Source organism: Pilimelia terevasa (assembly GCF_014647915.1).
In the GTDB taxonomy this organism is placed as follows: Bacteria; Actinomycetota; Actinomycetes; order Mycobacteriales; family Micromonosporaceae; genus Pilimelia; species Pilimelia terevasa.
The window spans coordinates 47150-61516 of the sequence record NZ_BMQC01000015.1; the positions used below are offsets into that span (position 1 = coordinate 47150).

The 14367-nt window shown below is 73.0% G+C and carries 13 protein-coding genes; 8 read left to right on the forward strand and 5 right to left on the reverse strand.

Annotated features, from left to right (window positions below):
* Window position 1 precedes the first annotated feature (1 nt).
* A complete protein-coding gene (locus IEY75_RS17355) occupies window positions 2-2281 on the reverse strand; it encodes a WD40/YVTN/BNR-like repeat-containing protein (RefSeq protein WP_189115424.1) in 2280 nt (759 codons plus the stop codon).
* 196 nt (window positions 2282-2477) lie between these two features.
* Here IEY75_RS17355 and IEY75_RS17360 point away from each other — a divergent pair, with 196 nt between their 5' ends.
* From IEY75_RS17360 to IEY75_RS17375, 4 genes are read left to right on the forward strand one after another with little or no spacing between them, the layout of a single operon-like run.
* Entirely contained in the window at window positions 2478-3368 is an 891-nt protein-coding gene (locus IEY75_RS17360) for a carbohydrate ABC transporter permease (protein ID WP_189115425.1), read from the forward strand.
* Window positions 3365-4681, forward strand: coding sequence for an ABC transporter substrate-binding protein (locus IEY75_RS17365; RefSeq protein ID WP_189115426.1), 1317 nt, complete (start codon window positions 3365-3367; stop codon window positions 4679-4681). Before IEY75_RS17360 ends, IEY75_RS17365 begins: the two co-directional genes overlap by 4 nt.
* Window positions 4678-5775, forward strand: coding sequence for an ABC transporter ATP-binding protein (locus tag IEY75_RS17370; RefSeq protein WP_373290289.1), 1098 nt, complete (start codon window positions 4678-4680; stop codon window positions 5773-5775). The genes IEY75_RS17365 and IEY75_RS17370 overlap by 4 nt, the downstream gene beginning before the upstream one ends.
* Window positions 5776-5798: 23 nt before the next feature.
* Window positions 5799-6668 (forward strand): carbohydrate ABC transporter permease, encoded by an 870-nt coding sequence (locus IEY75_RS17375; protein WP_189115467.1) that lies wholly within the window; start codon window positions 5799-5801, stop codon window positions 6666-6668.
* A 122-nt stretch (window positions 6669-6790) separates the two neighbouring features.
* On the opposite strand, the gene IEY75_RS17380 is transcribed toward IEY75_RS17375, so the two are convergent.
* Window positions 6791-8035: a trypsin-like serine peptidase gene (locus tag IEY75_RS17380; protein WP_229789836.1), complete on the reverse strand. Its 1245-nt coding sequence runs from the start codon at window positions 8033-8035 to the stop codon at window positions 6791-6793.
* An 818-nt stretch (window positions 8036-8853) separates the two neighbouring features.
* On the opposite strand from IEY75_RS17380, the gene IEY75_RS17385 reads away from it, so the two are divergent.
* A complete protein-coding gene (locus IEY75_RS17385; protein WP_189115427.1) occupies window positions 8854-9543 on the forward strand; it encodes a RibD family protein in 690 nt (229 codons plus the stop codon).
* A gap of 120 nt (window positions 9544-9663) precedes the next feature.
* On the opposite strand, the gene msrB is transcribed toward IEY75_RS17385, so the two are convergent.
* Window positions 9664-10101: a peptide-methionine (R)-S-oxide reductase MsrB gene (msrB, locus tag IEY75_RS17390; protein ID WP_189115428.1), complete on the reverse strand. Its 438-nt coding sequence runs from the start codon at window positions 10099-10101 to the stop codon at window positions 9664-9666.
* A gap of 172 nt (window positions 10102-10273) precedes the next feature.
* On the opposite strand from msrB, the gene IEY75_RS17395 reads away from it, so the two are divergent.
* From IEY75_RS17395 to IEY75_RS17405, 3 genes are all read left to right on the forward strand, one after another.
* Window positions 10274-10657, forward strand: coding sequence for a hypothetical protein (locus IEY75_RS17395; protein ID WP_189115429.1), 384 nt, complete (start codon window positions 10274-10276; stop codon window positions 10655-10657).
* A 47-nt stretch (window positions 10658-10704) separates the two neighbouring features.
* Entirely contained in the window at window positions 10705-11712 is a 1008-nt protein-coding gene (gene ligD / locus IEY75_RS17400) for a non-homologous end-joining DNA ligase (protein ID WP_189115430.1), read from the forward strand.
* A 65-nt stretch (window positions 11713-11777) separates the two neighbouring features.
* Window positions 11778-12509, forward strand: coding sequence for a hypothetical protein (locus IEY75_RS17405; protein WP_189115431.1), 732 nt, complete (start codon window positions 11778-11780; stop codon window positions 12507-12509).
* Window positions 12510-12621: 112 nt separating this feature from the next.
* Here the strand turns inward: IEY75_RS17405 and IEY75_RS17410 are convergent, their stop codons facing one another.
* Both IEY75_RS17410 and IEY75_RS17415 read right to left on the reverse strand, forming a co-directional pair.
* On the reverse strand, window positions 12622-13419 hold the full coding sequence (locus IEY75_RS17410; protein ID WP_189115432.1) for a GNAT family N-acetyltransferase: 798 nt from the start codon (window positions 13417-13419) through the stop codon (window positions 12622-12624).
* A gap of 86 nt (window positions 13420-13505) precedes the next feature.
* A complete protein-coding gene (locus tag IEY75_RS17415; RefSeq protein WP_189115433.1) occupies window positions 13506-14114 on the reverse strand; it encodes a DUF4360 domain-containing protein in 609 nt (202 codons plus the stop codon).
* Window positions 14115-14367 lie beyond the last annotated feature (253 nt).

Here is a 14367-nt window from a genome sequence, read left to right on the forward strand (position 1 = left end):
CTCACCGGGTCGGGGTGAGGCGCCACACCCCCAGGCCGAAGGTCCCGGCCGTCAGGACGGTCCGCCCGCCGACGACGTTGGTCACCAGGTCCGCCACCGGCACCTGCGGCAGGCCGGTGCCCGAGGGGGTCCACGCGCGGCCGTCCGCCGAGGAGTACACCCCCACGTCGGTGGCCACGTGCAGCGTCCGCTTGTCCACCGGGTCGATCATGATGTCGTTGACCGGCGCGTCCGGCAGGTTCCCCGCCAGCGGCGTCCACGTCCTCCCGCCGTCGGTCGTGCGGAACACGTGCGCCGCCGACTCGCCGCTGCGGTACCCCGACACCGTCACGTACGCCGTGTCCGCCGTCGCCGGGTCGACCGCCACCTGGGTGATCCACCGGTCCGGCAGGCCGGCGTTGATCTGCGTCCAGGTGCCGCCGGTGTTGCGGGTGATCCACAGGTTGCCGTCGTTGGTGCCGACGTAGATCACCCGGCCGTCGCTGCGGGCCGGCGCGATCGCCGAGATCGTGCCCCACCGGCTGTCGCCGCCCTGGCCGCCCTTGCTCAGGTCCTTGCTGATCGCGGTGAAGGCGGCGCCGGAGTTGGTGGACCGGTTCAGGACGTTGCCGCCGTAGTACACGACCGCCGGGTTGGCCGGGTCCAGCTCCATCGGCGTCAGCCACGCCCTGCGGGCGGAGGTCGTCGCGCCCAGGGCCTGCATCGAGTTGCCGCCGTCGGTGGACCGGCTGCACGCGCCGTCCTGCGAGCAGGCGTAGATCTTCTGGTGGTTCGTCGGGTCGATGAGGTTCTTCAGGCCGTCGCCGCCCAGGTGCGAGCCCCAGCCGGACCACGAGCGCACCGAGCCGTTGTCCTGGAGGCCGCCGCTGATCCGCGACGGGTCCTGCTGGGAGACGGCGATGGAGTAGAACTGCATGTTCGCCAGGCTGGTCGTCTTCGTCCACCGGCCGTCGAGCGAGGCGTTGTCGGTGGAGGCGTACACGCCGCCGTCGTTGCCGAGGAACGCCCGCCGCGGCACCCGCGGGTCCCACACGACGACGTGCTGGTCGGCGTGGAAACCGGTGCTGCTGCTGCGCCAGCTCGCGCCCGCGTCCACCGACTCCACCAGCGCCACGCCCGTGACCAGGACGTGCCGCGGGTCCTTCGGGTCGACGTACAGCTTGCTGAACCACCAGCCGTAGTCGGCCTGCGCCGAGGACACCGCGCCGGTGTTGGCCAGCCGCTGCCACGCGGTGCCGCCGTCGGTGCTGGTGTACATGCCCTCGAAGCGGCCCTCCGCGGTCATCGCCACGACGTACAGCCGCCGCGGGTCGCTCCGGGCGCTGACCACGCCCATCCGGCCGAGGTCGGCGCTCGCCGCCGGCAGGCCGCCGCCCAGCCGGGTCCAGGTGGCGCCCCCGTCGGTGGACCGGTAGACGCCCGAACCGGTGCCGCCGTACACCCGCCGCTGCGGGGTGCGGTAGTGGTCCCACATCGCCGCGTACAGCGTGTTCGGGTCGGCGGCGCTCATGTCCAGCTCGACCGCGCCGGTGGTGGGGGTGGTCCCGGCCAGGAGCTGCTTCCAGGTGGCGCCGCCGTCGACGGTGCCGTAGACGCCGCGCTCGCCGCCCTTGCTGAACAGGCCGCCGGTGGCGGCGACGAAGATGCGGGCGGGGTTCTTCGGGTCGACGACGACGGCGCCGATCCGCGCGCTGCCGGTCAGGCCCAGCGACGTCCAGGTGGCCCCGCCGTCGGTGGACCGGTACACCCCGGAGCCGCTGACCGTGGTGCTGCCGCCGCCGGGGTTGGCCTCGCCGGTGCCCACGACCAGGGTGCCGTCGTCGGCGACCGCCATGGCGCCGATGGCCTGGGTGGCGCCGCGGTCCCAGGCGTAGGTGAAGGTGCGGCCGGCGTCGGTGCTGCGCCAGACCCCGCCGGAGGCGGCGCCCGCGTACACGGTGTCGGGGCGGCTCGGGTCGACGACCAGGTCCGGCACCCGGCCGCCGAGCTTGTCGGGGCCGAGGTTCTGCCAGGCGGCGGCGCGGCGCAGGTCGCTGCGGGCGGCCACGGCGCGCGCCTGGCCCCGGGCGCGCCCGGCGAGCGCGTCGAGGTCCCGCGCGGCGTGCGGGTACGTGCGCTGGAGCTCGTTCCACTCCGCGCCGCCTGCCGGGCCCTGGACGTCGGCCTCGACGAACGTGCCGCCGATCGTCCGGTCGGCGGGTCGGGCGGCGGCGCCCCCGGCCGCGGCCAGCATTCCCAGGCCTAGTGCGGCCACGCCGGCCGTCCGCAGCGTCAATGTCACGACTGTCCTCCCCGAGCGGGCCGTGCGGGTGGCCCGCAGCATTGGTTGGCTTCGATATTGTGCCTGTTCGGGGGACCGTGGGGGAAGGCTTGATCTCGGTCGGGCCGCGATGGGATATTCGCGCTGTTCCGTACGCGGTCCGGGTCGGACCGGGCCCGCGCGACCGCGGGCGTCCGCACGAGTTCCCGAGGGGGCCATGGAACGCCACACGACGCGCGGTCCGGCCGCCACGCGGCGCGCCGTCGCCCCCGTGCGCCGCCGCCGTCGCCCCCCGCCGGACATCCGGCGCCACGCCATCACCGCCGTGCTGCTCGCCTTCGGCCCGCCCCTGCTGCTCCTGCTCTCGGCGTCGCTGCGGCCGCCGGGCCTGCCGCCGCCGGCCGCGCCCCCGCTGCTGCCCACCCACGTGACGCTCGCCGCCTACGCCGAGGCGCTCGGCATCGGCGGCCTGGGCCGCGCGGCGCTGAACTCCCTGGCCGTCTGCCTCGTCGCCGTACCGGTGAGCGTCCTCGTCGCCGCCTGGGCCGGCTTCGCCACGACGCGGCTGCCGCGGCGCGCCGCCCAGGGCGTGGTGCTGCTGTCGCTGACCGCGCTGATGGTGCCGGCCACGGCGTTGCTGGTGCCGCGGTTCGCGCTGTACCGGGCACTGCACCTGACCGACACCCTCGTGCCGCTCATGGCGCCCGCGCTCATCGCGACCTCGCCGCTGTACCCGCTCGTGTACTACGTGGCCTTTCGCGCCGTCCCCGCCGACCTGTACGAGACGGCGCGGCTGGCCGGGTTCGGCCCGTGGCGCACCTGGTGGCGGGTGGCGATGCCGCTGGTCCGGCCGGTGACCGTCGCGCTGGCCACGTTCACCTTCGTGCTCACCTGGTCGAACTTCCTCGACCCGCTGCTGTACGTGTACGACCGGGACCACTTCACCCTGCCGGTCGCGCTGCGGTCGCTGTCCACGCTGGACCCGACCGACTTCCCCGTCTTCCTGGCCGGCGCCGTCCTGGCGACGCTGCCGGCCCTGCTCGTCTTCGCGGCGGCGCAGTGGTACATGCGCGGCCGCACCGGCTCCTCCGAAGGGACAGTCACATGAGAATCCGCGTCATCGGGGCCGCCGCCCTGCTCCTGGCCGGCCTGGCCGGGTGCGGCGCCGACCGGCCGGCGGCCGGCGACCCGGTCCGGCTGATGGTCTTCGGCACCCCCGAGGAGCTGGCCTCGTACCGCACGCTCATCAGCGCGTACGACAAGGCCGTGCCCGGCCGCCCGGTCCAACTGGTGGAGGCCTCCGACCGCAAGGACCTCATCGCCCGGCTCTCCACGGCCGTTGCCGGCGGGGCGCCGCCCGAGCTGTTCCTGATGAACTACCGCTACTACGGGCAGTTCGCCGCCCGCGGCGCCATCGACCCGGTGGACACGCGGCTGGCGTCCTCGACGGCGATCGCCGCCCGCGACCTGTACCCGCAGGCGCTGGAGGCGTTCCAGTGGGCGGGCCGCCAGTACTGCCTGCCGCAGAACGTCTCCAGCCTCGCCGTCTACTACAACAAGCGGCTGTTCGCCCGGTACGGCGTCGCCCCGCCCAAGCCCGGCTGGCACTGGAACGACATGGTCGCCACCGCCACCGCGCTGACCCGGGACGTGCACGGCAACGTCGCCAACGCCGTCGAGGCCGAGCAGGCGCCCGCGCCGGTCGACGTGTACGGCCTGGGCACCGAGGCCAGCATCGTCCGGCTGGCGCCGTTCGTCTGGTCCCACGGCGGCCAGGTCACCGACGACGACCGGGCGCCGACGCGGTTCGCGCTCCAGACCCCCGCGGCCCGCGCCGCCGTCCAGCAGTTCCTCGACCTGCGGCAGCGCTTCGGCGTGACCCCGCCCGACGAGGAGGTCGAGAGCATGGACGACGAGTCCCGGTTCGTCAACGGCAGGCTCGCCATGCTGCTCAGCTCGCGCCGCTCCACCACGACCTTCCGCGCCGCCTCCGACCTGGACTGGGACGTCGCCGAGCTGCCCCGGCACACCGCGCCGGCCAACGTGCTGCACTCCGACGCGTACTGCATGACCAAGGGCGCGAGGAACCCCGACGGGGCCTGGCGGTTCCTGGAGTTCGCCCTCAGCCCGGCGGGGGCGCGGATCATGGCCGAAACCGGCCGCACCGTCCCCTCGCACATGGCCGTGGCCCAGTCGCCGGCCTTCCTCGACCCGGCCCGCCCCCCGGCCTCGGCGCGGGTGTTCCTCGACGCCATCGGCCACATGCGCCGCACCCCGACGGTCGCCACCTGGCCGGAGGTGGAGGACATCGCCGCCGACCTGTTCGAGAACGCCTTCTACCGCGGCGACCCGCTGGACCGCGTCCTCGCCGACCTCGACCGCCAGACCCGGCCGGTGTTCGCCCGGGCCGGCCGCCCTTGACCGCTGCGCCCGGCGGGCCGGTCGACCCGGGCGGCGGCCTGCGGCTGTCCGGCGTGGAGGTGCGGCACGGCCGGGTGGCGGCGCTGCGCGGCGTCGACCTGGCCGTGCGGCGCGGCGAGCTGCTGGTGGTGCTCGGGCCGTCGGCCGCCGGCAAGTCGACCCTGCTGCGCGTCGTCGCGGGCCTGGACCGGGCCGCCGCCGGCACGGTCCACCTGGCCGGCCGGGACGTGACCGCGCTGCCGCCGGGCGCCCGCGACGTGGCGATGGTCTTCCAGTCGTACGCCCTGTTCCCGCACCTGGACGTCGCCCGCAACATCGCCTTCGGGCTGTCGGTGCGCGGCGCCGGCCGCCGGGCGGCACGCGAGGCGGCGGCGGCCGCCGCCGCGGTGGCCGGCTGCGCGCACCTGCTGGACCGGCGGCCCGGCCAGCTCTCCGGCGGCGAGCGCCAGCGCGTCGCCCTGGCCCGCGCGCTCGCCCGCGAGCCCGCGGTGTTCCTGCTGGACGAGCCGCTGTCGCAGCTCGACGTGGAGCTGCGGACCAGCACCCGGGCCGAGCTGCGGGCGCTGCACGACCGGGTCGGCGCCACGACGCTGCACGTCACCCACGACCAGGCCGAGGCGATGGCGCTGGGCGACCGGATCGCCGTGCTGCGGGCGGGCCGCCTCGAACAGGTCGCGCCGCCCGCGCAACTGTGGCGGCGGCCGGCGACCCGCTTCGTGGCCGGCTTCGTCGGCGCGCCGTGGCTGACGGTCCTCCCGCCGGGGCTGGTCGCGGACGCGCCGGCCGGCGCCGCGGAGCTGGTGGTCCGGCCCGAGGACCTGCGGCTGTCCCTGCCACGCGACGGCGCCGACAACGCCGGCGGCGGCGCCCTGCTCGCCCCGCGGGCGACCGCGGTGCGGCGGGAGCTGGCCGGCGCCGACACGTTCGTGCACCTCGCCGCGGCGACCGGGCCGGTGACGGTCCGGGTGCCGACGGGGGCGCGCACCGGGGAGGTCGGTGCGGAGTACGCGGTCACGGCGGCGCGCGACGCGCTGCACTTCTTCGCGGCCGACGGCGCCCGGGTCGCCGACCCCGCGGGGGAGGGGACGTCGTGAGCGACCGGCGGCAGGCGGCGGCGATGCTCGCGCCGTACGCGGCCGGTTTGGCCCTGCTCGTCTTCGCGCCGGCCGCGGCGACGGTGGCCCTGGCGTTCACCGAGTGGGACGCGATCAGCCCGCCCCGCTGGGTCGGCCTGGCCAACCTGCGCGAGCTGTGGGGGCACGAGCCGTTCCACAAGGCGCTGACCAACTCGCTGGTGTTCGCCGCGGTCGCGGTGCCGGCGCGCCTGGCGCTCGCCCTCGGCCTGGCCCTGCTGCTGCACCGGCCCGGGCGCCGGGTGGGCCTGGCCCGCACCGTCGCCCTGCTGCCCACGGCCGTTCCGGAGGTCGCGTACGGGCTGCTCTGGCTGTGGCTGTTCAACCCGCTGGCCGGGCCGGTGAACCGGGCGCTGACGGTCGGCGGCGGGAACGGCCTCACCGCCTGGGGCGCGCTCCCGCCGCAGTGGCTCACCATGCCGACGCCCGCCCGCGCCGCGATCATCATCATGAGCGTCTTCACCGTCGGCGAGCTGTTCGTCCTGCTGCTGGCCGCCCGCAGGGTGCTGCCGGCCGAGGTGTACGAGCTGGCGGCGGTGGAGGGCGCCGGCCGGTGGCAGGTGTTCCGCCGGGTGACGCTGCCGCTGGTGGCGCCGGTGCTGGGGCTGCTCGCCCTGCGCGACACGGTGCTGAGCTTCCAGGTGTCGTTCACCCCCGCGCTGGTGGTGACCGACGGCGGCCCGCCGCAGGGCGCCACGACGTACCTGTCGCTGTTCGTCTACCGAACCGGCTTCGAGTACCTGCGCCATGGCTTCGCCGCCGCGGCGACCGTGGTGGTCCTGCTGCTCACCGCGGCCGCCGTCGCCGCGCAGTGGTGGCTGCTCGGCCGGTACCGCAGCCGCTACGTGCCCTGAAACCGGCGGGCGCCGCGGGCACCCGCCCGGGTGCGCCGGGGACACGGAAATGCCGCCCCCCGCGAGGTGGTGGCTCGCGGGGGGCGGCATCCGCCGGTGCGTGACTCAGCCGCTGGCGTGCCTCAGCCGTTGTTGTCGATCATCGAACCGATCTCGGCCATGATCCGCGTGGTCATGTTGCCGCTGTTGTTGTTCGGGCAGCTCCCCAGGTTGTGCAGCGCGATCACCTTGTGGGAGGTCGCCGAGAACACCGGCGAACCGGAGTTGCCGCCCGAGGTGTCGCAGTTGTACACGACGCGGGTACCGGACAGCGAGTAGACGGTGCACGGGGCGCCGCCGTCGACCTCGTCGAAGATGGCGATCTTCTTCGGCTTGGCGTCGCCGTGCCCGGGGATGTAGATCTTGTCGCCGGCCTTCGCGGGGTTCGTCTCCAGGAACAGCGTGCCGAAGCTGCTGATGCTGTCGAACTTGTCGACGGAGACGAGCGCGTAGTCCAGCGCCTTGTTCGTCTTGAACAGCTCCGTGCCGCCGACCTTGGTCGGGACGCCGGGGTCGTTGCCGCCGCAGGTCGCGCAGTCGTAGCTGAACTGCATCTCGCTGGACTTGGCGGCGGCGTTGTCGGCGATGCAGTGGTTGTTGGTCAGCATCCGGTTGCTGTTGCCGACCCGCCACGCGGTGCAGTAGCCCTTGCCGTTGAGCACGGCGCGGGCGACGGCGCGGCTCTTGCCGTACTCGGTGGGGAACTTGTCCTTGTAGCAGACCATGTCGCGGCGGGCGTCCTTGCCGCAGACCTTGCGGGTCTTCTGCTGCTGCGCGGCGAACTCCGCCGCGCTGAAGCCGCGCCACACCCGGTCGATGACGACGCCGTAGCCGGCGCGGTCCAGGGCGGCGGCGGACTGCCGCGCGCTGCCGGCGCGGTGGACGGTGACGACCGCGGTGTCCCCCTCGACGGACATGGCGGCGAAGCCGCGCGTGCGGTGCACGGTGTGCGAAGCGTCGCCCGCGGCGGCCTGGCCGCGCGCGGTGGGGTCGCCGTGGTACGTGTGGACCTCGCGGCCGGTCCGGTCGGCGACCGTGAGGTAGTCGCCGGGCGCCAGCCGCAGCGAGTTGATGTGGACCTTGACGTACGACGAGCCCGGGTGCGAGATCGTCTCCTGCGGCGCGGCGTAGCGGACGCGGGTGGTGCCCACGACCTCGGCGCCGCCGAGGTCGCCGGAGACGCCCTCGGCGACGGTGGGGGTGCCGAAGTCGACGGCGGCGGCAGGGGCGTCGGCGGTGTCGGCGAAGGCGGTCGCCGTCACCAGGGGAACGGACAGGGCTGCCGCGAGAACGGCGATACGGGTGGTGGCGCGCATGGGGGTACGCATCCCTTCGGGGTGGGTCGCCAAAGTCTTCCCAATCTATGTGACCCATCACATGAAATCAATGCGAGTCAATGCGTCGCCTGAACGGTCTCGGACAGTGCTGTCCGATATATTATTTAAGTTCTAAATATTAGTAATCGAACAGGTGGCCAGCCTGTCGCCGTCACTGGCGCTTCCCCCTGTCCTTGCGAGGTCGGCAACCCGATCCCTCATCCGGTTGGGCTCAGTTCATCTCCGGCGCCACCGCAGGTCGGCTACGTACCTCGTTCCGGCCGAGCCGTGTGGAGATCGCGACCCTTGTTCCCGCCTTCACCGTGCCGAGCAGTGAGCTGAGCGCCCCTCGCTGTTCCTTTGTAATCTTGGATGTGAACGACGCCGACGGGGCTGGCGTGGTGGGCGCAGCCGTGGACGGCGGGAGCCCAGCGACAACCAGTCGCCCTCGTCGTAGCGCCTGTCGCCGACGGCTGTCACAGTGACGAGGATGCTGCCCTGCCCTGTGCGCCATTCCTTCTCGCGCAGGATCAGCACGTCACCCCGGCGGAGCATCGGAGCGGCCTCCTTGTTGTGCGAGCGGGGGTGGGGCGAGGTGCTTGTCCGCTACGCTGCTCGCGTCCATGAGCCCCGTCCCGAGCAGGTACAGGTGGCGCGACGGAAGACTTCTGACCCCAGTTCTGTGCAGCGGTCTTCCTGGCGGCGTGACGACGCCCAGCGTGTCCGGGCCTGGCTCAGCCCTGACACCTTCGACCAGCTCGGCGACTGCACCGCGCCGCCGACTACGCACGCCTCGTGGATCAGGTCCTCACCCTTGGGAGCGTCAAGAAGTGACTGAACGCCCGTACGTCCTGCTGTCCTGCGCCGTGTCGATCGACGGTTACCTGGACGACGCCACCGACAAGCGCCTGCTGCTGTCCAACGGCGAGGACCTCGACCGGGTCGACGCAGTGCGCGCCACCTGTGACGCCGTCCTGGTCGGCGCGAACACCATCCGGCGGGACAACCCCCGGCTCCTCGTGCGCTCGCAGGAACGGAGGGACCAGCGGACCACCGCCGGCCGGACGTCCTCCCCGCTGAAGGTGACGATCACTGAGCGCGGAGCCGTGGACGCTGGTGCCGCGTTCTTCACCTCGGGCGAGGACGGCAAAGTCGTCTACACCTCTACTCCGGCCCACAGCGCGGTCGCTGAGCGCCTGGGCGCCGTCGCTGACGTGGTGGACGCCGGAGAACCGTTCTCCTTCGGCCGCGTCCTGGACGACCTCGCCGGCCGCGGCGTCAGGCGCCTCATGGTCGAAGGCGGCAGCACCATGCACACACAGTTCCTCACCCACGGCCTCGCCGACGAACTGCACCTCGTCATCGCGCCGTTCTTCGTCGGCGACTCCGCCGCACCTCGGTTCGTCACGGACGGTCAGTTCCCGGCGAACAGCGGCAACCAGGCACGCCTCCTGGAGAACCGCGCCATCGGCGACTGCATCCTCCTGCGATACGGGCTGTCGAACCGGGCGACCGACTAGGTCATCCGGCCCGCTCAGGGCCAACGTCAGCCACTGCTGGCTGCCGGGCAGCCAGACGGCCTTGCGCGATGTCCGATATATGACTCATATGCGGAGCGTCCTGTCAGGACACCGGGCGCGTCACGGCGTGTCCGGGGCGGGGTGGAAGGTCAGTGAGACGCTGTTGATGCAGTACCGCGTGTTCTCCGGTGTCAGACCTTCGCCGTGGAACACGTGACCCAGGTGGGAGTCGCAGTGCGCGCACCGGCACTCGGTGCGGACCGTGCCGTGGCTGCGGTCCTCCAGCAGCCGGACCGTCTCGGGGACCGCCCGGTCGAAGCTCGGCCACCCGCAGCCGGAGTCGAACTTCGCCGCGCTGGCGAACAGCTCCCGCCCGCACCCCCGGCACGCGTACCGCCCCGCGGCGCTGTGGTGGACGAATGCGCCGGTGAAGGGCCGCTCCGTGCCGCCCTCGCGCAGCACCCGGAACTCCTCCTCGTCGAGCCGGACCCGCCACTCCTGCGGAGTGCGGGGAAGTGGCGACGCTGCCCCGCCCGGGGCATCCGAAGGTGTGGTCATGCGTCCACCGTAGTGCCCCGTTCGTGAATCACCCAGCCGCCTTGATGTCGGAATGGAGCAAAATGTCGTTGCGCTGATGGAGCCCGTCGGCGTCCGCCAACCAGGTGGATCCCCGCCGGTGTCGGCATCGTCCTCGGGTGTTCCCGCCCGACAGAAACGAACGGATCCGTTCATGTCCAGTCGTGTGCGTCTCGCCGCGTTCGCGGTCGCCGGTGCGGCCGCCCTCAGTGTCGCCTGGCTCGTCCCCGCGGCATCCGCCGCGCCGAGCGGCGCGGACCCCGCCGCCGTGGCGCCCGCCGCCGCGGGTGCCCAGGCCGTCCCGGGCCGGGGCGGCCCCCGGGGCTACCCGACCAGCTACCCCACCCCCACCCCGAGCGGCCAGGGCCGCCCGTCGCCCCTCCCGTCCGGGGTGAGCCCCGGCGAGGCCCCGGCCCCGGGACCGGCCGGCGGCGCGCTGCCGGTCACCGGCGTGCCGGTGGTCGCCGTGATCCTGGTCGGCGGCCTGCTGGCCGGCGGCGGCGTCATGCTCCGGTACGCGGTGCGCCGACGCCACTGAAGTTCGTTCGCCCCGTGGCCCCTGTGCCGGTGACGTAGGGTCACCGCATGGGGGCCACGCCTGCGGAAATCGTCGAGGTCGCGGGCCGGGACGTCCGGCTCAGCAGCCCGGACAAGGTCATGTTCCCGGAGCGCGGCTACACCAAGCGCGACGTGTTCTCGTACTACCTCGCCGTCGGCGACGGCATCCTGCGTGCCCTGCACCGCCGCCCCACGATGCTGCAACGCTTCCCCGACGGGGTGGGCGGCGAGATGTTCTTCCAGAAGCGGGTGCCGGCCAAGGGCGTGCCGCCGTGGCTGGAGACGGCGCGGATCGCCTTCCCCAGCGGCCGGACCGCCGACGAGCTGTGCCCCGCCGACCTGGCCCACGTCGCGTGGGCCGCCCAGATGGGTACCGTCGTCTTCCACCCCTGGCCGGTGCGCGCGGCCGACGTGGACCGGCCCGACGAGCTGCGCATCGACCTGGACCCCCAGCCGGGCACCGACTTCGCCGACGCCGTGGTCGTCGCGGGCGAGCTGCGGGCGCTGCTCGACGACCTGGGCTGGACCGGCTACCCGAAGACCTCCGGCGGCCGCGGCGTCCACGTGTACGTGCGGATCCGGCCGGACTGGACCTTCGTCGACGTGCGCCGGGCGGCCATCGCCCTGGCCCGGGCGATCGAGCGCCGCCGGCCCGACCTGGTCACCACCAGGTGGTGGAAGGAGGAGCGCGGCGAGAAGGTGTTCGTCGACTACAACCAGATGGCCCGGGACCGGACCATCGCCTGCGCGTACTCACTGCGGGCCAACGCGCGGGCCACGGTCTCCGCCCCGGTGAGCTGGGCGGAGCTGGGTTCGGTGACCCCGGACGACTTCGACCTGCGGACCGTCCCGCCGCGCCTCGCCGAGCGCGACCCGCACGCGGGGATCGACGAGGTGGCCCACGATCTGGCGCCCCTGCTGGAGTGGGCTGACCGCGACGCGCACGGCGGAAGCGGCGACCTGCCGTACCCGCCGGACTACCCGAAGATGCCGGGCGAGCCCAAGCGGGTCCAGCCCAGCCGGGCGAAGTCTTAGGTCCGCTGAGGACAACGGCACAGACGTTCCCGCTGTTAGCCTTCTTCCACTTGGGAGGCGGACATATGGCGCGGAACAACAGACGTGACGGCGGCGAGATCAACCTGGTGTTGCATCGTGCGGTTGGTACCCGAGCGCGTCGATGGCTGCTAGCGGTCACTGTGGGACTGGGTGTGCTGGCGGCGGCGGCTGTGCCGATGGACCCCGCCATGCGAAGTTTCGCCGGCATCGCCGGACCGGTCCAGCAGCTCATGTCGGTAACCCTGCCGTTCGTCGGCGTCCTGCTCGTTCACGACTTACACCGCGCTCCTGCTTCCGTGCGCTCCACCCTCGGGGCGGCTGGTGTGTATGCGACCGGGATCGCCCTGCTGGGCGCGCTGCTCAGCGCGGCGGCGCTCGCGTTGGTGCCGCCTGGCGCCTCGGTTCACCCGTGGCAGGACGCCGTCGTGATCGGGGTAGGCGGCGTGCTTGTCCAGGTCGTGGCGCAGCTGACCGGAACCGCGTGCGGACTGCTGTTGCGTTCCCGGGTCGCCGCGTGTGTCGCGACCCTCCTGCCGATGGCGCTGTGGGGGCTGCTCGGCCTCGCCGAACCGCTGTACTTCGTACGCGACTACCTGACGCCGTTCGGCATGGTGCTCCAGCTGCTAGGCGGAACGATGACGGCGCTGAGCTGGGCGATGTGGCCGCTGATGGTCTTGATCTGGGGGGTGGGGCTCAATGTTCTCGGCGTGCGCGCCCTGCGCCGCGAGAATGTCCGCCGGTCGTCGACCCGCTCGGACGCGGCGAACCAGCGTTGAGAAGTGGGTGTAGGTCTGCGGGATACTCGCCGGACTACCCGAAGATGCCCGGCGAGCCGCCCCGGGTGCAGCCGTCCCGGAAGAACAGCGCCAACTGGTAGCCGGAGCCGGCTCAGGCGTACCGGTCGAACTGCTCCACCTGGGACTGGTGCTCGGAGTCGGTGAAACCCACCGACCGGTAGACCCGGATCGCGGAGTAGTCGGGATCGGCCACCATCACCAGCGTGCCCGCGTCCAGCTCGGCGAAGCCGTACTGACTCACCCGGTGTACCAGCGTCCCCGCCAGACCCCGTCCGCGCAGGTCCGGATGGGTCTGGACGCTCTGGAAACGGGCCAGACCCGGGCTGGCCCTGAACAAGCCCATCGCCGAGGCGAGGCGTCCGTCCACGAAGGCGCCCCACCAGGCGCCGTGGCCGGCCTCGACCAGGCCTCGTTCGTAGGCCGCCTTGCGGTGGGCGAAGACAAGGTACTCCGGCGGGGAGATCTCGTCGTTGCAGGCAACCGCGAGCGCTACCCGCTGCGCCCAGTCGTCGTCGGTGACCAGCGGACGGTACTGCGCCGTACGGTCCGGCCGTGGTGGCTCGTGCACCGCCTGAGCGGTCATCACCGCCCCCCTGTTGAGGGCCAGCCCCGCGCGTACCAGCGGCGCGAGGTCGGCGGACTGGTCGTGCACGCCGTCGACGCCGAACGTCCGGTGCCTGCTGTCCGGGAACCGTGCGTCGCTGGCCGCCAGCAGCTCGTCCATGTCGGCTGGAGCCGGTGGCCGTGCCAGCAGCGTGAAGTTGCCCCAGTGGAAGGTGGGATTACCCGGCGTGCGGACCACCAGGTAGGAGCCGTGGTCTTCGATCTGACTGCCGCCCCACCGCAGCAGGGCCAGGTCGGTGCGGAAAGCCAGCGAGCGAACGTCCATCTCCCGAATCTAGGCGCACCGCGGCCATCTCGGCGACGATAGGCACTGCAGGGTAGACCGCTGCCGAGGTCGCCGGGAAGCCCGGGTCAGCAGGGCTCGGTGCGGGCGCCGATGCGGCTCTCGCTCCAGTGCACCCCGTTGAGCTGGGTGGCGTCCTCGGTGGTGAACAGCATCCGCTCGGTGAGCGTCACCGTCGCCCGGCCGCATGCGCCGGTCAGCGGCGCGGGGAACCGGTGCTCCAGCACCACCTCGTCGTCCAGCGGCGCCGCGAGGTCCTTGACCACCGTCTCGTACGGCGCGGCCCCGCCGCCGAACTCGACCTTGGCCGTACTGGTCAGCGTCGACCGCGGCGAGATGTACCGGTTCTGGGTGTGGGCGGCGCCGTCGAGCACCACCCGGCGCCCCGCTCCCGGGTCGAGCTGGATAGTGGCGGCGCAGGTGGCGTCGTCGCGGGGTCGGGGCGGGCTGAAGATCGGACCGAGTTCGGCCCGGAACCTCTCCGAGCCCACGACCAGGTTGCCGTCGCTGACGGAGACCCTGAGGTCGGCCCTGGTGCACTTCGACCCGCGGACAGAGACGGAGCCGATCCCGATCGGATCGGCGGCGGCGCGCGCGGCGGCAGCCGGGACGCCGGACAGGACGGTGGCGGCGGCGGAGACGACGAGAGCGGCAGGGAGCAGTCCGAAGCGGCGCACGTGGCATCGGCCTTTCGTGGTGGGGACGGCGGAACCCGCGCGGCAGCGCCGGTTGGCCGGAGCATAGGAGCGCGGCCGCTGTCCCCGACATTGATCTGTCGGATGCCGGACAGCCGGCCGGCGCGGACAACCGAGGGCGTCGGCGCGCACACGAAACGACGGGCGGTCAAGCGAGCCGCCGACGTGACCACTGCGCAAACGTATAGATTTGCTTCTTTATCTAACGATGTCTGAGTCGTACTATTGGGGCACC